The organism is Nostoc sp., assembly GCF_036917415.1.
Taxonomy (GTDB): domain Bacteria; phylum Cyanobacteriota; class Cyanobacteriia; order Cyanobacteriales; family Nostocaceae; genus Nostoc.
The window spans coordinates 25566-43480 of sequence record NZ_JBALDJ010000087.1; the positions used below are offsets into that span (position 1 = coordinate 25566).

The 17915-nt window shown below is 41.4% G+C and carries 17 protein-coding genes; 13 read left to right on the forward strand and 4 right to left on the reverse strand.

Annotated elements, in window-relative coordinates; all coding sequences use genetic code 11:
• Nucleotides 1-756: 756 nt before the first annotated feature.
• The 9 genes from V7K41_RS19065 to V7K41_RS19105 all read left to right on the forward strand — a co-directional run bounded on the left by V7K41_RS19065 (nt 757) and on the right by V7K41_RS19105 (nt 8625).
• On the forward strand, nt 757-1251 hold the full coding sequence (locus V7K41_RS19065; protein ID WP_334850637.1) for a DUF2231 domain-containing protein: 495 nt from the start codon (nt 757-759) through the stop codon (nt 1249-1251).
• Complete coding sequence (locus V7K41_RS19070; protein WP_334850639.1) at nt 1248-1853, forward strand: DUF2231 domain-containing protein; 606 nt, start codon at nt 1248-1250, stop codon at nt 1851-1853. The genes V7K41_RS19065 and V7K41_RS19070 overlap by 4 nt, the downstream gene beginning before the upstream one ends.
• Nucleotides 1854-1885: 32 nt before the next feature.
• A complete protein-coding gene (locus V7K41_RS19075) occupies nt 1886-2809 on the forward strand; it encodes a cytochrome c oxidase subunit II (RefSeq protein WP_334850641.1) in 924 nt (307 codons plus the stop codon).
• Nucleotides 2799-4460, forward strand: coding sequence for a cytochrome c oxidase subunit I (gene ctaD / locus V7K41_RS19080; protein ID WP_334850642.1), 1662 nt, complete (start codon nt 2799-2801; stop codon nt 4458-4460). Before V7K41_RS19075 ends, ctaD begins: the two co-directional genes overlap by 11 nt.
• Before the next feature lie 60 nt (nt 4461-4520).
• Nucleotides 4521-5186 carry a cytochrome c oxidase subunit 3 gene (locus tag V7K41_RS19085; protein WP_334850663.1) on the forward strand — a complete coding sequence of 222 codons (666 nt, stop codon included), beginning with the start codon at nt 4521-4523 and terminating at the stop codon, nt 5184-5186.
• 39 nt (nt 5187-5225) lie between these two features.
• Complete coding sequence (locus V7K41_RS19090) at nt 5226-5471, forward strand: hypothetical protein (protein ID WP_334850644.1); 246 nt, start codon at nt 5226-5228, stop codon at nt 5469-5471.
• Nucleotides 5472-5616: 145 nt separating this feature from the next.
• Nucleotides 5617-6984, forward strand: a complete 1368-nt coding sequence (locus V7K41_RS19095) for an NAD(P)/FAD-dependent oxidoreductase (RefSeq protein ID WP_334850645.1) — start codon at nt 5617-5619, stop codon at nt 6982-6984.
• A 29-nt stretch (nt 6985-7013) separates the two neighbouring features.
• Nucleotides 7014-7952 carry a VOC family protein gene (locus V7K41_RS19100; protein WP_334850647.1) on the forward strand — a complete coding sequence of 313 codons (939 nt, stop codon included), beginning with the start codon at nt 7014-7016 and terminating at the stop codon, nt 7950-7952.
• Nucleotides 7953-8211: 259 nt separating this feature from the next.
• Nucleotides 8212-8625, forward strand: a complete 414-nt coding sequence (locus V7K41_RS19105; protein ID WP_334850649.1) for a peptidoglycan-binding domain-containing protein — start codon at nt 8212-8214, stop codon at nt 8623-8625.
• Between the two features lie 211 nt (nt 8626-8836).
• Here the strand turns inward: V7K41_RS19105 and V7K41_RS19110 are convergent, their stop codons facing one another.
• Together V7K41_RS19110 and V7K41_RS19115 are read right to left on the reverse strand one after the other, a co-directional pair.
• Nucleotides 8837-9379 carry a DoxX family protein gene (locus V7K41_RS19110; RefSeq protein WP_334850650.1) on the reverse strand — a complete coding sequence of 181 codons (543 nt, stop codon included), beginning with the start codon at nt 9377-9379 and terminating at the stop codon, nt 8837-8839.
• Nucleotides 9376-10281: an SMP-30/gluconolactonase/LRE family protein gene (locus V7K41_RS19115; protein ID WP_334850651.1), complete on the reverse strand. Its 906-nt coding sequence runs from the start codon at nt 10279-10281 to the stop codon at nt 9376-9378. The genes V7K41_RS19110 and V7K41_RS19115 overlap by 4 nt, the downstream gene beginning before the upstream one ends.
• 474 nt (nt 10282-10755) lie before the next feature.
• Here V7K41_RS19115 and V7K41_RS19120 point away from each other — a divergent pair, with 474 nt between their 5' ends.
• The 4 genes from V7K41_RS19120 to V7K41_RS19135 all read left to right on the forward strand — a co-directional run bounded on the left by V7K41_RS19120 (nt 10756) and on the right by V7K41_RS19135 (nt 15364).
• Nucleotides 10756-11553: an SDR family NAD(P)-dependent oxidoreductase gene (locus V7K41_RS19120; RefSeq protein WP_334850652.1), complete on the forward strand. Its 798-nt coding sequence runs from the start codon at nt 10756-10758 to the stop codon at nt 11551-11553.
• Between the two features lie 167 nt (nt 11554-11720).
• Nucleotides 11721-13343 (forward strand): FAD-dependent oxidoreductase, encoded by a 1623-nt coding sequence (locus tag V7K41_RS19125; protein WP_334850654.1) that lies wholly within the window; start codon nt 11721-11723, stop codon nt 13341-13343.
• 7 nt (nt 13344-13350) lie between these two features.
• A complete protein-coding gene (locus tag V7K41_RS19130; RefSeq protein ID WP_334850655.1) occupies nt 13351-14925 on the forward strand; it encodes a GMC family oxidoreductase in 1575 nt (524 codons plus the stop codon).
• 64 nt (nt 14926-14989) lie between these two features.
• Nucleotides 14990-15364, forward strand: coding sequence for a colicin V family bacteriocin (locus V7K41_RS19135; protein WP_334850657.1), 375 nt, complete (start codon nt 14990-14992; stop codon nt 15362-15364).
• Between the two features lie 284 nt (nt 15365-15648).
• Here the strand turns inward: V7K41_RS19135 and V7K41_RS19140 are convergent, their stop codons facing one another.
• Both V7K41_RS19140 and V7K41_RS19145 read right to left on the reverse strand, forming a co-directional pair.
• Nucleotides 15649-16284, reverse strand: a complete 636-nt coding sequence (locus tag V7K41_RS19140) for a nucleotidyltransferase family protein (RefSeq protein ID WP_334850659.1) — start codon at nt 16282-16284, stop codon at nt 15649-15651.
• 5 nt (nt 16285-16289) lie between these two features.
• Nucleotides 16290-17552, reverse strand: a complete 1263-nt coding sequence (locus V7K41_RS19145) for an XdhC family protein (RefSeq protein WP_334850661.1) — start codon at nt 17550-17552, stop codon at nt 16290-16292.
• Between the last annotated feature and the right edge of the window lie 363 nt (nt 17553-17915).

The window sequence follows — 17915 nt, forward strand, 5'->3', positions numbered from 1 at the left end:
GCTTTCATGATATTTTGCTTTCTGGGCGTAGTATTGTAGTATTAATTGGGCTATTTAAATTTTAAGATTCAGTTAATTATGTGATTAAGAAAGCAAAACTTTTTTATAATTTTAAGAATTTTTAGTATTTTTCTAATCTATCCAGAGAAAGATAAATAGCATATTGTTTAACTAAATAATATTTCAATCATTTGTCATTTCTGTGACAATAGTATGTTTTTCTTTATTAAGATTTGCAAAAGTGTAATTTTCCAGCTGATATTAATCTTAATAAGAAAGATTTATGGTATATTCAAAGCAAGTTAGGTTATTGGTTAAAGTAAAATATTTTAGTTAATCAATCAATTGAAAATCTAAAATGACCTAAATAAGAGAACCATAAAAAACGTTAAAGACTTCTTAGCCGCCTCTCAAGTGTCTAATGAGATTGGCTATTGTCAAATATTGCATCTAATCAAAAATCATCATTTTTTAGTTTTTGTAAATGCCAATTGAGATGATGATATCAATCAAAAATGTAGTTATTTTATTGAATTTTAACATTTGGGAAAAATAATTATTGGAAAATAGGAAGTATGGAAAAAATTTATTTCAAAATTTACTTAAAAAAATCCAGTGCATCGTAAATTTCTAATGTATTTTAATTGGTTGATCTGTGGCGTTAGCACAGTATTCTTAAAAATATGAATGGTGCGTTAGGCGGATGGCAATTCCATGCAACGCATCTACATATTTAGACCCATGAAGGAGAAAGCGATGCCTGCTCTGTCTCTGAATAACCAAAATTTACCATACCCTGACCCTCTACACCCAATCGTTGTCCATTTCGTAATCGCGATGGTGCTTTTTTCCTTCGTGTGCGATGTGCTGGGCTATTTCACGCGCAACGTGCGTTTATTTGAGGTAAGTTTCTGGAATATGTTTGTGGCCTCAGCAGCTATTTTTATAGCGGTGATTCTTGGTCAGTTTGAAGCAGGTTTGGCGAACGTCTACCCAGCAGTCCAACCAACACTGAATTTTCATACGTTGATGGGTTGGTCGCTGGCGGCTATTGTCGTTGGCATTACAGCTTGGCGTTTCGTGATTCGCAAACGCACCCCACGGAAAGTACCGCCTGCTTACTTGGGTGCTGCAACGTTTTTAGTCTGCCTAGTGTGCTTGCAAGTCTATCTAGGGAGTAAGCTAGTTTGGGTGTATGGTTTACACATCGAGCCAGTTGTGCAAGCCATGAAGCAGGGAGTTTCGCCATGAGCTGGCAACTGATTGACCAGTTGAGATTGAGGCTGAATGCTAACGGATTACCTTATGAGATTCCGATACATCCGCAGCTGGTGCATCTAACATTAGGTTTATTCATTCTTGCGATCGTTTTTGATATTGTCGGAGCGCTTTTTGCTTTAGAAAAACCAATCTTCAAATTTTTGGGTCTGCCTACCCTACGTTCTGGTTTTTTTGATGTTGGCTGGTATAACCTCATAGGAGCAGCTTTTATCACTTTTTTCACCGTTGCAGCTGGTTTTTTCGAGCTACTGCTAGCAAATCCACCAATCGATCAAAAGAGCGTTTGGGGGTTAACTGCTGGTTGGACGATGCTTTTGCATGGTTTAGGTGGCGTTTTGCTGTTGGGAGCGATCGCAGCCATGACAGTATGGAGAGGTTTACAACGCTATCGCTGGCGCAAGGATGCTTCTAGACAGGTGCAGTGGAGTTACTTATTAGCAGGTATTGCAATATTGGGCATCTTGTTTGTCCACGGAACTTTGGGGGCGCAATTGGGAGAAGAGTTTGGAATTCACGTTACTGCTGCGAAGTTACTCCAAGAAGGTAAAAACCCAAATTTACTACCCAAATAATCAAGCAAGAAGCACTCTTACATGAGATTATTATGTTTAGTTTTTTTGAATATGTACTAATAGCGTTTTATGTCGCAGGGCTGCTAATTGTCAGTCGATGGATTGGACAACAGGCGTTTTCTTGGATGCCTCCCCAGGCGACAGCAGAAGCACAACGGGTAGATGATTTATTTAGCTTTTTAGTCTCAATTGGAGCATTTATCTTGCTGGGGCTGGTTGGTGTTATTGTGTATGCGATCGCTTTCCACCGCGCCCGCCCGGAAGACTACAGCGAGGGACACCCTTCTAGAGGTAATGGGAAACTAGAAATACTGTGGACAGCGACCCCAACTGTGCTAGTAGTATGGATTGCCTTGCAAAGCTTCAATATTTATCAGCAATTAGACATTCTCGGTCTAAACCAAATTGTGCATTTGCACGCGCCCTTAGAATCTGCACCCGCCTACGCTGCAACCGTTAGTGATGTCCCCAAACCTGCATCTGAAACAATAGATGTTTTCGTTAAGCAGTCAGATTGGTCTTTTCGCTATCCAAATAATCTTATTAGTAAGGAATTACATTTACCGAGCGATCGCAGCACTCGCTTAAATATGCAAGCACAGGATGTAATCCACGGTTTCTACGTTCCTGAGTTTCGCTTAAAACAAGATATTGTTCCAGGGCGCAAGATTGACATTGTGCTAACACCCATTCGCCCAGGCAAATATCGACTGAAAGATTCTCAATTTAGTGGTACTTACTTCGCCTTGATGGAGGCAGATGTATACGTTGAATCCCTGGATAAGTATAATCAGTGGCTCGCGCAAACAGTCTCTAGCGAAACTGAGAATGCTCCAAATCAGGCAGTTGCTGAAAATATCCAACCACCAAAGACATTATTTAAAAGCGGCTGGCACACTGTCACACCTGCTCAACCTGCCGTAGCGAATCAAAGGAAGATAAATAATGACACATGATTTGAGTGAAGCTATAGCCAAGGATAGAGAACCTGAGAATAGCTGGCGACAATATTTCAGCTTCAGCACCGATCATAAGGTAATCGGTGTTCAGTACATGGTGATGACCTTTATTTTCTTTCTTCTCGGTGGGCTGTTGGCGATGATTATCCGGGCTGAGTTGCTCACCCCGGAATCAAATTTAGTCGATCGCCCCCTCTACAACGGTTTATTCACCATGCACGGGACAATCATGATTTTCCTGTGGGTTATTCCCTTCAATGCAGGTCTTTCTAACTACCTAGTGCCACTGATGATTGGAGCGCGGGACATGGCTTTTCCCTTGCTCAATGCCATCTCTTTTTGGATTTTGCCACCAGCCGGTCTTCTACTACTATCTAGCTTCTTGCTACCTAACGGGACTGCACAAGCTGGCTGGTGGTCTTATCCACCAGTTAGTCTGCAAGTTCCAGGCGATCAGTTGATTAACGGTCAATTTATTTGGATAGTTAGCCTAGTACTAATCGGCATCTCCTCAATTATGGGGGCTGTCAACTTTGTCACCACAATCTTTTGGATGCGATCGCCAGGGATGACATTTTTTAGAATGCCCGTCTTTGTGTGGTCAGTTTTTAGCGCCCAGTTGTTGCAGCTGATTAATTTGCCTTCCTTGACGGGTGCATTGATACTGCTATTGCTTGACCTCTCCTTCGGTACACAATTTTTTAAACCTGAAGGAAGTGGCGATCCCATTATCTACCAACATTTATTCTGGTTCTATTCTCACCCCGCAGTGTATATCATGGCGCTACCAGCCTTCGGTATTATTGCGGAAGTTCTGCCAGCCTTTTCTCGCAATCCTCTATTTGGCTATCGGTCAGTTGCTCTTGCTTCTTTAGGTATCGCTGTAGTCAGCATATTCGTCTGGGTGCATCACATGTTTACCAGTGCTACCCCCGACTGGATGCGGATGACCTTCATGGCCACTTCAATGTTAGTTGCCATACCCACTGGTGTTAAAGCATTTGCTTGGACTGCCACCATCTGGAGGAGCAAATTGCACCTAGAGACACCAATGTTATTTGCGATGGGAGGTGCAGCGATGTTTATTTTTGGTGGTGTCACTGGTGTAATGCTTGCTGCCACCCCATTTGATATCCACGTCAATAATACTTACTTTGTAGTAGGTCACTTCCACTACATCGTTTTTAATACCATCACAATGGCAATATTTGCAGCCATTTACTTTTGGTTTCCCAAAATAACTGGAAGGATGTACGCCGAGGGTTGGGGTAAGCTGCATTTCTGGTTGACCTTTATTCCTGCCAATATCACCTTTTTCTCCATGCACCCATTAGGTTTGCAAGGGATGTTACGCCGAATTTCTTCCTACGATCCCCAGTATCAAGGTTGGAACGTCATCGCTAGCCTGGGATCGTTTTTACTAGGAGCATCGACACTGCCCTTTATTGCTAACATTATCGGTTCCTGGCTATATGGAGCCAGAGCAGTTGATAATCCCTGGCACGCTACGGGATTGGAATGGACAACTTCCTCACCACCTCCGCGAGATAACTTTGAAGAGATTCCTGTTGTCAACAGACCTCCTTACGACTATGGCGATCCAAAATATTCGTTCGTGGAAAATTCTAATGATGATGAGTCTCACTAGAAAATGGGGAGCAGGGGAGGATAATTAATGACAAATGACAAATGACAAATGACCAAAATCATGCAACGTGGCAACATTCATATAGATGAAAGTCCGATCCGTTTTGATCGGTGGCGGCGACGCTTACCGAATTGGTTACAGCGCTTTCTGCCAAGTGGTGGCGGAAGTCATGAAGATCATCATGGCAAAGGAATGTTTGGATTTACTGTGTTCCTATTGTCAGAAAGTATCATTTTTTTGAGTTTTATCTTTACTTATGTTGCTCTACGACTGAATACTACTAACTGGCTACCACCCGGTATTTCTGGGCCAGAATTGTCTAAGCTCGTGATTATTAATACGGTAGTTTTACTTTCTAGTAGCTTTGTGATTCAACCAGCAGAAAATGCCCTCAAGCGTAATCAACTGGGTAAATTTCGCGGGCTATGGCTGATAACGATCGCAATGGGAACTTACTTTTTAATTGGTCTATTAATTGAGTGGAAAAATCTTGATTTCAAGATTACTACAGGATTAGTTGGTTCCACATTCTATTTACTGACAGGTTTCCACGGTTTACACGTCCTAGCTGGTGTTGTGCTTCAGATAATTATGCTGATTCGCTCATTCATTCCAGGCAATTATAATAAGACTCACTTCGGTACAAGTGCGACAACTTTATTTTGGCACTTTGTTGATGTAGTTTGGGTCTTCCTTTTCTCGCTTATCTACCTTTGGCGGGCATAAAAATCTTTCAGTTAACCAAGTATTTTCAGGAGTAATTTCATGAACTTATTATTGCAAGAACTACCAGCCTCAGAACTCGCCCCAAAAGCAGTTCAAGAAACACCAGCACCAGGTAAAGACCCGCTCATTGCACAAGGTTTACAAAAAGAGCAATATATTGGCATTATTGGGCTAGCGATCGCTCTAATTGCTGCTGTGGGATTTTTTAGTCGTAGAGTCGAATACGCTATTGCTTTCGCTTTATTCCTCAGCGTCATTTTAATTGCGTTATTTATATTCATATAGCAAATTTGTCATTTGTCATTTGTACTTTGGCAAAAATCTTAATTTTGACTCTTTCTTTGTACCTCTGCGTGAGACAAAAAAATCTGATTTAAATGCTTAACATCCTGGCAAATTCATTGATTTGACAATACTTTGGAGATATTTTATGAACAGCCCAGTTTATCAAACTGTGATTGTTGGTGGTGGTTTCACTGGCTTATTTACAGCCTTACACCTAGCTCACGAACATTATCCTCGCTCTGTAATTTTAATCGATCAAAATGAACGCTTTTGCTTTAAGCCGTTACTCTACGAATATTTCAGTGGCGAAATGGATGCTTTTCAAGTAGTACCGCGTTTTGTAGAATTGCTTAAAGGCAGTGGTGTCATCTTTGTTCAAGATGCAGTGGAATCGATAGACTTACATGAACAACAAGTCAAATTAGCTTCGGGAAACTCCTACAATTACAGTAACTTAGTATTAGCTTTAGGTAGTGTTACTAGTTATCATCATCTTGAAGGTGCTAAAGAATACGCTTTCCCTTTTTGGACAGAAGCAGATGCGATCGCTCTCGATCGGCATTTAGGCGACTGTTTGCAAAAAGCAATCAAAACTGAAGATTTAGAACAACGTCGTCAACTGCTAACAGTAGTTATAGTTGGTGGTGGTGCAAGTGGTGTGGAAATGGCAGCCACAATAGCTGATTTACTACCACATTGGTATACTGCTTTGGGAGGAAATTCTAGTGAAATCCGTGTGGTATTGCTCAATCACGGTAAAGAAATCCTCAATGGTGATATTAACGCTCCTTTGCGTGCAATAGCTGAGAAAGAATTACAAAAACGCACGATCTCAATTGAAATACTTACGGGAGCAGAAGCTACTACTATTCATGCCAACTCCATTGAATATAAGCGTAATCAGCAAATTGAGACATTGCCAACATATACCACAATCTGGACAGCTGGTACTTCTATTCACCCAGTAATTAAAGATTTACCAATTTCTCAAGAACATCGGGATCGTAGCGATCGCCTCCTAGTTACTCCCACAATGCAACTACTCGATTTTCCAGAAGTATTTGCAGGCGGGGATTGTGTAGCAGTTCAAGATAAATCACTACCGCCAACAGCTCAAGTTGCTTATCAGCAAGGAGCCAATATTGCCCGAAATTTGAAAGCATTAGCTTTAGGCGAAAACCTCAAACCAGTAAAGGTAAATATACGCGGAACTCTCTTAAAATTAGGGTTAAATGATGCTGCTGCTAACATTTTCAATGTTTTGGAAATTACAGGTGAATCCGGGCATTTAATCCGTCAAGGCACTTATTTAACGCTATTACCAACTCCAATTCATGATTTTAAAGCTGCTAGTGATTGGCTGGATGAAGAGATTTTTCACCATCACCTTGACCCTGATGATGTGGGCAAAAAAGTTGTCCAAGCAGTGGAAGTGGTTGGTGCAGGAGTTGTAGGCGTTTTAGTTGCAAGAAAATTATTGAAAATGTTGGGAAATGAAGAGAAAAAAGATTAGAGAATGAAGGAGAAAAGGGGATTTTATTGATGACTATGCCTACTCATAGCAATGAACAGGTGCAAATAATTCGAGCTATTGGCTTAACAGTGACAAACTGCGATCGCTCTTTAAATTTCTATCAAGAAGCACTGGATTTCAAACTAGTTTCTGACATTACTGTTGAAGGGCACAATTTCAGCGTAGAAGATGTAACTGGGGCAAAGATTCGCATTGCTACCTTACGACTTGGAAATGAATTTATCGAGTTGATAGAGTATCTCAATATTCAGGGTAAACCCATTCCCAGCGATTCACAAAGTAATGACCTGTGGTTTCAACATCTGGCGATTGTAGTGAGTGATATGGATCGCGCTTATGCTCACTTGCGTTCATTTCCCATCGAACCAATTTCAGTTGCTCCCCAGACAATCTTATCTGATCATGAAACATCTGGTGGTGTCCGTGCTTTCAAGTTTAAAGATCCTGATGGTCATGATTTAGAGTTAATTTGGTTTCCGCCTGATAAAGGTAAAGATAAATGGCATCAAAACAGTCATAGCTTGTTTTTGGGAATCGATCATAGTGCGATCGCAATTTCTAACACTGAGCAAAGTCTACACTTTTACTGCGACCTTTTGGGAATGCAAATTGATAGTCGCAGTCTTAACTGGCGTGCAACTCAAACTCGCTTGGATAACTTACCAGGAGCGAAAGTGAGAATTACAGCCCTGCAACCAGTTGAAAATGGTGTAGGAATTGAACTGTTAGACTACATTTTGCCTGGAAAGGGTCGTCCGATACCAAGTGACTGGAAAAGTTGCGATATTGCAAGTGTGCAAATTGAGCTTATTGCTAATGATATTGAGCAGCTAATAGATAAGCTACGGCAAAATCAGATACCGATTGTAGATAACTCTTTTTCTAATAAGCAAGGTTATTTAATAAAAGATCCTGACAAACACACCATTTTACTCATTGCAGAATGATATTAGGGAAATTTTCATAAATCAGAGCGCAATTTCGGGCGACATAAATTTTAATACATTTAGTCATGCTTTTGTCACAATTTCGCAATAGCTTTGTCAATACCTCGTGTAATGCTATAGCTCTGGCTTGGGAAATAGTCTCAGACTAAACCCACATACCAGAATCTAGAGAGGAGAATCACTCAAGGCACAGTCCCTTATAAAGATGACTCTTCAAATAGAAATTGCAAAATCTCATACAGTTGGAAGGAACAAGAAGATGAATTGGAAAATACTTGCTTTGCTCCCTGCTTTGACTCTAGCGGCTGCTTTGCCTGCTTACTCTTTAACTAATAATAAAAGCCAAAATACAACGGCTACTACTACTCACATTGCCCAAAGTACTCAGCAAAGCAACATGATGAAAAAGCCTAGTGCTATGCATAAGGCTAATGCTATGCACAAGTCTAATAATATGGCAAAGCGTAGTACTGGTAATGTATTAACAGTAGGCAGCAGAGGAGAGACAGTGAAAACTGTTCAGAATTCTTTAAAGCAACAAGGATTCTATACAGCAAGTGTAAATGGTGTCTTTGATAATAAGACTCGTGCAGCGGTGATGAAATTTCAGAAGTCTAAAGGATTAAGAGCAGACGGAATAATTGGACGCCGGACTTTAGCCGCTCTTAAATAAATTGATTTACTAATATCCTGATTACGGAAATCTCTTAAAGACAAAAGGCTAGGAAATAAATTCTAGCCTTCAATTTTTTACAAAGCCAAGCATATTGATAAATAATTAGGACTTACGCAAAAACCCTCTTAAAGTCTCATTTCTCCGTGACCTCTGCGTACTCTGTGGTTCGTTTTCCGTTACCTGTGCGTAAGTCATAATAATGTATGTATCAACGTCCAAAAATTAAAGCATCAAGTGAATAAGCACCAGGGCCTAAAACTGCGATCGCAATCAGCATAACGCAGTACATAAAAGCTTTTTCCCAACTTGGGGGTTCACCTTTTCCTAAAGGGCCTTTATACTGTTGTTCAGGAATTAAGTATGGATCTTGGGCTACAAAAGGCTTACTTCCAGAAATGTCCAAAGAAATCGCAAAAATCATTGAACAGAGAATTGGCAAGGTTGCTAAGAGTGTCAAAAATCCAATCATTAGAAAAATTCCGCCACCTAACATCGATGCAGCCGATAAAAAGCAAAGAAAAACAGGCGTTTTTAGAGAATCAGCCCACTGTTGAAGATGCGTTATCTTGGGATAGCCGTGTAGTATAAACAACCAGCCAATACTAACTCTGAGTAGTAAAAGTGCCAATCCTGGAAATCCGTCAGGATACACGAAAGAGAGTGAACTTAACAAGTGTGGGCCTAGTTGGGGGAAACTAAATGCAGCCAGAAAAAAGGCGATCGCTACACCTAGCCCAAATTGATAAATCATAGTTGTACACCACGGGTATTAAGGTCGATAGCATATAAAGAATGACCAGCTGTGATAAATAAGCGATCGCGTTCCTTACCACCGAAAGTCAGATTAGTGCTTGTCTCTGGGATGAGAATTTTTCCTAGTTTAGTTCCGTCTGGGGCGTATACCTGCACACTGTCTTGAGAACTAGTAAAAATATTGCCGTGTTCGTCAACCCGAAATCCATCCGGTTGTCCTGGATCGATGACTGCAAACACCCGCCCATTTTTTACATAGCGATTATCTACAACTTCGTAGACGCGAATATGATGAGGCCCGCCAGGAATATTAAACGCAGCCGTATCTGAAACATACAGTAAACTTTCGTCTGGACTGAAAGCCAGCCCATTCGGGCGCACCATATCTGTTACTACAGGATAAATCTCACCAGTAGTAGGGTTAAAGCAGTATACGTAACTTCCAGGTTGTTCCTGTTCGCCGCCGTAACCTTGGTTTGGTTCGGCGATCCCATAAGGCGGATCGGTGAACCAAATTGTGTTGTCACTTTTGACTACTAAATCATTTGGACTATTCAGGCGTTTGCTTTGGTAGCGATCGACTAAAACCTTCCATTCACCATCGCGTTCGCGTCGAATAATAGCACGCAGACCGGAAGAACACGCAACCAAACGACCCTCCAAGTCGCGGTAATTACCACTTTGGTAATCAGATGGGTCGCGTATAACACTGACGTTATTGGTAGAATTCCAGTGCAACAGGCGGTTGCCGTGAGCGTCACTCCACACAACGCTATCATCTTCGTGGAAGTAAACAGGGCCTTCGCTATGGACTGCACCGTTTGTAAGCTTTTGCAGTGAAGCACCTGGGCGTACTAAGGCACAGATGCGATCGTCAGAAATTTCAATGGCTTCAGGCATAGGAATCTCCTATTATTTAACTTGGTTACTGGCGATAAATGGCAGGTTCAAGTTAATGCCAATTTAAAAAGTAATATTTATAAAATTTCTCCACGCTTTTATAAATATTAAATATGCTCGATTTACATAATATATAAACAAAAATAAAATTAAAATGAAATACTACCCTCTCTTTAGACAGAAATAACAATTAATCCCTTGGGTAGAATCTAAAATCTTAAATTGGCAATATCCTTGTAACTCTAAGTTATGCCAATCTATATATTACTAAATTTTTCCCAATTCTCATTGAAAACAATTTTTTTAAGTTTACCTATGTCTGAAGGCTGAATTTATCATTTTAAGAGATATACCATCGATAAGTTGAAAAAATCAGACTTTGTGACATAAAGTATAATATATAAATGAAAACTATTTAAATATTTCTCAATTAATCGGTTTGGCGTAAATTGTTCTTCATCTAATAAATAGCTTATGGATCTTGGTCTTAAAGATAAAGTTGCTGTAATTACTGGAGGTGATTCCGGCATTGGTAAAGCGACAGCTAAACTGCTCGCTCATGAGGGTGCAAAGATTACTATTATCGATAAAACTTCGGAAAGTCTTGAACTGGCGGCTGAAGAGTTGAGAGAGTTTGGAGAAATATTTACAGTTCAAGCAGACCTCACTCAGCCCAAAGAAGTCGAAGCTGCCAAAAAGCAAATTATTGAGCGCTTCGGAACAGTTCACATCCTTGTTCATGCAGCAGGAATCACAGGTGCTACGGGAGATTTCCTGGAACTAAGTGATGAGGAGTGGTACAAGACAATTGAGGTTGACTTGATGGCGGCGGTACGCACCTGTCGAGCTTTTATTGGGGTAATGCGTCAAACTGGTTGGGGAAGAGTCATCCTCATTAGTTCGGAAGATGCACTACAGCCCTACCCAGAAGAGATACCTTACTGCGCTTGCAAAGCAGCAGTACTGAATCTTGCTAAAAATTTATCTAAAGCTTATGCAAAAGATGGCGTGTTGGTAAATGCAGTTTCTCCTGCCTATATTGCCACCCCAATGACTGACGCAATGATGGAAAAGCGCTCAAAAGAATTGGGTGTAAGCTTTGATGAGGCAATTGACAGTTTTCTTGATGAACAACGCCCTCACATCGAACTTAAACGACGTGGCAAAGCAGAAGAAGTTGCGGCTGTGATTGCATTCCTTTGCTCTGAGCAATCAAGCTTTGTGGTTGGTTCTAATTATCGGGTAGATGGTGGCTCGGTTGCAAGTTTGTGAGCCAAGTGGGTGTAGGAGAAACTAATATTAAATAAAGTATGCAAGTTCTTTGTTGTTATATCAATTCCTAATGAAAGGGTGTAAGACCTTGCGCCCGTACTCAGATTAATCTGTTACCGAATTTTAAAGAATTGGTATAACTCTTATTCTTAATTTGAGAGTTGATTATGAAACAGATAGAAGCAGTTGTTGCCAATATCAACGATCTAAATGATGGTGAAATGCAACAGGTGTCTGTTGGTGAAACAGAGATTTTACTGAGTCGTATAGATGGAAAGTTTTATGCCGTCGGCGCACACTGCTCTCATTATAAAGCGCCACTGGCTGAGGGGGTACTGAGTGGACATCATGTTGTTTGCCCTTGGCACAATGCCTATTATGACGTAACGACTGGCGACCAACAAGAGCCACCTGGTTTGGATGCTTTATCTTGTTATAAAGTACGCATTGAAGGTGAAAATGTCATTGTCAGCGTACCAGAGGAAACTAAAGGATTGCGATCGCCTACAATGGCGCAATTCGACCCTAATGTTGATGGGCGGACATTTGCGATCTTAGGCGCAGGGGCGGCAGGTGTCCATGCCGCAGAAACTTTGCGAGTAGCTGGATATCAAGGGCGAATCGTGATGATTACTCAAGATAATAAGCTACCCTACGATCGCACCAAGCTGACTAAAGACTACTTTATTGGTAAGACATCCGCAGAGGAAATGCCCTTGCGATCGCCTGATTTCTTCAAAGAACACGCGATTGAAGTGCTGTTGAATAAGCGAGTTGAACAGGTGCAAACCACGAATAAAACGATCGCTTTTACCGATAGTGACGCCGGAACATCTAGTGATTCATTAACCTATGATGCCTTACTAATAGCAACAGGAGGGAAACCACGTCAGCTAGATATCCCTGGTGCAGACTTGCAAAACATTTTGACATTACGCAGTTTTAATGATACCGATCGCATCTTGACAACCATCAAGCAAAAAGGACAAGCGGTAGTCATTGGCTCCAGTTTTATCGGCATGGAAACGGCCGCTGGGCTGAGTCAGCACGGCTTACAAGTAACTGTTGTTTCACCGGATTCTGTACCTTTTAAGAAAACCCTGGGCGAGGAAATTGGCAAACTATTTCAGCAAGTCCATGAGGAAAACGGCGTTTCCTTTAAGTTTGGTAGGAAAGCGGTGCAATTTGAGGGTAGTGACAAAGTTGAAGCTGTAATTTTAGATAATGGCGATCGCTTAAAAGCAGATATTGTAATTGTCGGAATTGGCGTACAGCCTGCAACAGACTTTCTTCAGGGTATCGATTTGCATCCTAAAGATGGCAGTGTTGTTGTTGATGAATACTTGCGTGCAGCCGATGGCATCTATGCCGCAGGTGATATTGCCCATTATCCCGATTGGCGGACAAACGAATCGATTCGCGTTGAACATTGGCGAATCGCAGCCCAGCAGGGGCGAATTGCCGCTCAGAACATGACAGGGAAAGCAGTCAAATTTAAAGGGCTGCCTTTGTTCTGGACAATGCAATTCGACTTTCCGTTGCGCTACATCGGACACGCCCAAAGTTGGGATGAAATAATTGTAGATGGGGATTTGCAAAAACAGGAATTTATCGCTTTTTATCTGAAAAACAATCAAGTCTTAGCAGTTGCAACCAGCCATCAAGATACAGAAACAGCAGCGATTTCAGAATTGATGCGCTTGAACCAGATGCCAACTGTTGATGAATTACGGCGTGGTATAGTTGATTTGATCCAGAGAGGACAGCCTGAAGTTAGTAGTAAGCGCTAGAGCATATATGACAAACATCACTGAGCGCTATGACATAATCATTATCGGTACGGGAGCAGGTGGAGGTACATTAGCTCACCGCCTCGCACCCACAGGTAAAAAAATTCTAGTGCTGGAACGAGGCGACTTTTTGCCCAGAGAAAAAGATAACTGGAATCCCCAAGAGGTTTATCAAAAACATCGTTACCACACCGATGAGCAATGGTATGACAAACAAGGTAAAGTTTTTAAGCCTCAGACAGGTTACTGGGTTGGCGGCAATACTAAACTCTACGGTGCAGCCTTAATTCGATTCCGGGAGCGAGATTTTGAAAGGGTAATTCACAAGGGAGGAATTTCTCCTGAATGGCCTTTGAAATATCAAGACTTTGAGCCGTACTACACACAGGCAGAAAAGCTGTATGACGTGCATGGTCAAGCAGGAGAAGACCCAACTGAACCACCTCGCAGCGAAGCATATCCCTATCCGCCAGTAAGTCATGAGCCAGATATGCAGTCCCTTGCTGATGGCATCCGCGAACTGGGTTATTACCCATTCCATCTACCACTGGGATTAAAGCTTAATGAAAGCGATCGCACCAAGAGTCCCTGCATTCGTTGCGATACTTTTGACGGATACCCCTGTCTCGTACACGCAAAAGCCGATGCCGATGTCAACGCCATTCGTCCTAGCCGCGAGATGTATGCCAATTTCACCCTTTTAACTAATGCTAAAGTCTTGCGGCTGCATACCAGTGAGTCAGGGCGAGAAGTGACGAGGGTAGAAACTGAAATTGCCGGGGAAAAACATTGGTTTACAAGCGATATTGTCGTTGTTGCCTGTGGTTCTATCAACTCAGCAGCCTTGTTATTACGTTCTGCTAACGATAAGCATCCCAATGGATTGGCAAATAGTTCCGATCAAGTGGGACGGAATTACATGAAACAGCTGGAAACCGCTATAGTTTCCATACACCTAGAGGTGAATCACGCCAAATTTCAAAAAACGATCGCTGTCAACGATTTTTACTGGGGAGAGCCGGATTTTCCTTATCCGATGGGCATGGTGCAAAATACTGGCAATGTACTAGCGGATATGATTCCCGGAGAGGCTCCGCCACTCATGGCTCCATTTATCAAGCTGATTCCTCATTTTGAACGAAATTTGCTGGCCGAGCGATCGGTTGGCTGGTGGTTGCAAACAGAGGATTTACCAGACCCAAATAATCGGATTCGTGTGGTGGGCGATCGGATTCATGTTGATTATACATTGAACAATATTGAAGCAAGCGATCGCTTAATCCATCGTTGGACATCTGTACTCAAGTCAATTCCTCATTCGGCTAAAAGCGTCTTGCCATTTAGCATTTATCCCCGCACTCAAATACCTGAACAAGCAGTTGCTCATCAATGTGGTACTTGTCGATTTGGTATAGATCCCAAAACTTCAGTCCTTGACCTCAATTGCCGTACTCATGATGTCGATAATCTCTACGTGGTAGATAGTAGTTTCTTTCCCTCAAATTCAGGTGCTAACCCGACATTAACGATTATGGCTAATGCGTTGCGCGTTGGCGATCTGCTTGCAGCAGCGTTTCGCTAATGCATAATAGCTGAACTATTGCAATAGTGATTATTTATTTGTAAGGATAAAAAGGGCAAACATTATGACAAACGATCAAGGGCAAATTACACCAGAACAACAACCACAAATTCAATCTCAACAGGACGAGTCAGAAGCAATACAATCCCATCCATTGGCTACAAGTCTAGGTACTGTGGGAGGTGGCGTTGCAGGAACAGCGCTGGGTCGATCCATTGGTGGTAAAGTGGGTGCTGCCATTGGTGGGATTGCAGGGGCAATTACTGGTGGCATTGCAGCCAATAAGCTGGTAGAGTATGCTGAAGAATTAATTGAAGAAATCCAGCCGACAAGTGGATTAGGATTAGGAGCCGATCGCAAACCAATTGAACTACCCTCTCACTATTCTTGGGAAGAATTACAAGCTTTATCAAAACCTTCAACAATTTACAAGGCTTAGAAGGGTTTAATATCAGGTTTGGTTAAACACTTATAATATCTGTAGGTTGGGGAGCCACTGCGTTGGGCGGGTTTCCCGACTTGAAGCAAGTGGCGTTTGAGGAACGAAACCCAACATTTTATCCTAGTTCATCTTAGGTTTCACTGCCGTACCCCACAGAGGAAGCAAGCTATAACCCAACCTACATACTTTGAAAAACATTAGTTTGACTTTTCAAAATTTCGATATTTGAATATACTTTATTAGCTTTAGAAGGGCAATCTACTAAACCATTTCTATATTCTTCAAGATCCGCCAGAAACTCCTCTAGTACTTGATAGCAATTGTTCGTAATCCTTTGGTGTATCAATATCGATATCCCCTAGTGGAAATGGAATGGAAAAAACTTCATTGAGGTTATTATTAATAACCCTTTTTGCTCCTGAAGTTTCTTTTAAAGCGGCAAGCTCTGAAAAAAATGCCTGATTAAATAGAGCGGGTACACCTAATGTATCCCCATATTCACAAGCAATAATCGGTTTTCTTGTCGAATAATATGTATCAACAAGTTGATTAATAATTTGGTGAGAAACAAATGGCTGATCGCAAAGTGTAATAACTACTGCTTCTATTTTTTGCGGAAAATTATTTAAAAATTCAATACCGCTCTTGATTGAAGCACTCATTCCACAAGCCCAATCCAAGTTTTTAACTACTCTAACGGGAAGTTGCTCGATTTGGGGATGAATCTGTTCTGCATTTGCTCCAAGTACTACTACCACAGGTTGACAAACTGAAGCGATCGCCATGTCTGTAATATATTGCAACAAACTACGTCCTTGGTAAAGCAATAGTTGTTTTGGTGTACCCATCCGTGTAGATGCACCAGCAGCAAGAATCATAATCGCTATAGTTGATTTTTCATTGTCTATAGTAGTCATAAAAACTATTTGGTGAGTAGCAAGTTGGAGTTACTTTCATCGTATTGGTGAATTGGTTGATTGCGATTTCTTAAAAAATTACCACTGCGATTTGTTAGCACTGCTTGAATTTCTGCAATAATGGCGATCGCTATTTCTTCAGGTGTATCTGCTCCAATGTCAATCCCAATCGGGCCATGCAATCTGATTAATTGTTCAGGAGTATAAACTATTCCTTGCGAACCTAAATCTTCAAGCAATCTTTCAGTACGCCCCTTTGGGCCTAAAACCCCTATGTAGCGTGCAGAAGATGACAGCAACGTTTTCAAAATTTCCAGGTCGTCAAGGTAATTATGCGTCATCACTACAGCAACTGTGTTGGCATCTATAAATACCTGTTTTTGTACAATTTCTCGCCGAGTAAGAATCAGATCACAAGTTATTGGAAATCGCGCTCTAGTTGCCTCATTAGCTCGACAATCGACTACAGTAACGTTCCAACCTAATGCTTGAGCAAACTGTGCTACGGGTACAGCATCATAACCAGCACCAAATATTACTAAAGGCGTGGGTGGTTGGATGACTTCAATAAAAACTTCTGCACTGCTTAAAGGTAACTGATAGTTTTTTACACTAGACTTTTGATTAGTAAAAGCTGCTTGAGTATCTGCAATCAAAGATTGAATTAAATTTGGATCTTTGATATCAGTGATAATTTTACCATTTGGATACAGCAGTAAGCGCGACCCAAGTTTCACATCTACCCCGCCTTTAAAAGCAAAGACTGTAGCAATAATACCCAAATGTTTTTTATGAAAGCACTCTTGTGTAAAAGCGATCGCATTCGGTAAACTTTCTTTTTCAAGACGTTCGATCAGAACTTGCACTGTCCCATTGCACCCCAGACCAAAGCCCCAAAGAATATCTTCCGAGGCGGTGTTATCGTAAGTCACAACAATTGGTTCGCCGTCCGACATTCGTTGTTGAGTATGCTCAAATACGTCATTCTCCAAGCAACCAGCGCTGATTGTTCCGATCGTTCGACCTGTATATGTCATCAACATTTTGGCACCCGGTCGGCGATAGGTTGAACCTTGAGTTTTGACCACAGTGGCAAGAAAAGTGATTTCACCTTTTTTTTGACTTGACTCGAAACCTTCTAAAATTGCTTGTAATTCGTTCATTTGATTGCTTACTTTTTCTGTTTTTAGCAGTTTGTCGGCTTGAGTAGGCAGTCCCAATAAAAACAATGCGATCGCTATGCCATTTTGCATTGCTGCTAGTGTCAAACACTCCTTCGATTTGCCGCCCTTTAACGATTACAGTATATACGTTAGATTCAGGTGCAATGGCGGTCTTTTGCTATCCAAGATAAGCGAAAACACCACTGAAATCATGCCATGCAGGATAGTTGCCAACTTTAGTCATTTATCTATTATAAGAGTTAGCACGGAATATTAATTTTCCCTAACTAAAGTTTTGGCAGAGGACTTTAAACTTATTGCAAAAGTCTTAATTTGAGACTCTTTATTTTCATAAGAGGTCTATTTTATTCAGTTATAGCAACCGCCAAGGCGGTTTGGGCATAAACTAGAAATAGTTTCTTTCCTTTTGCTGGGAGCGCGATCGCTGTACATATGCCGAAACCCTAC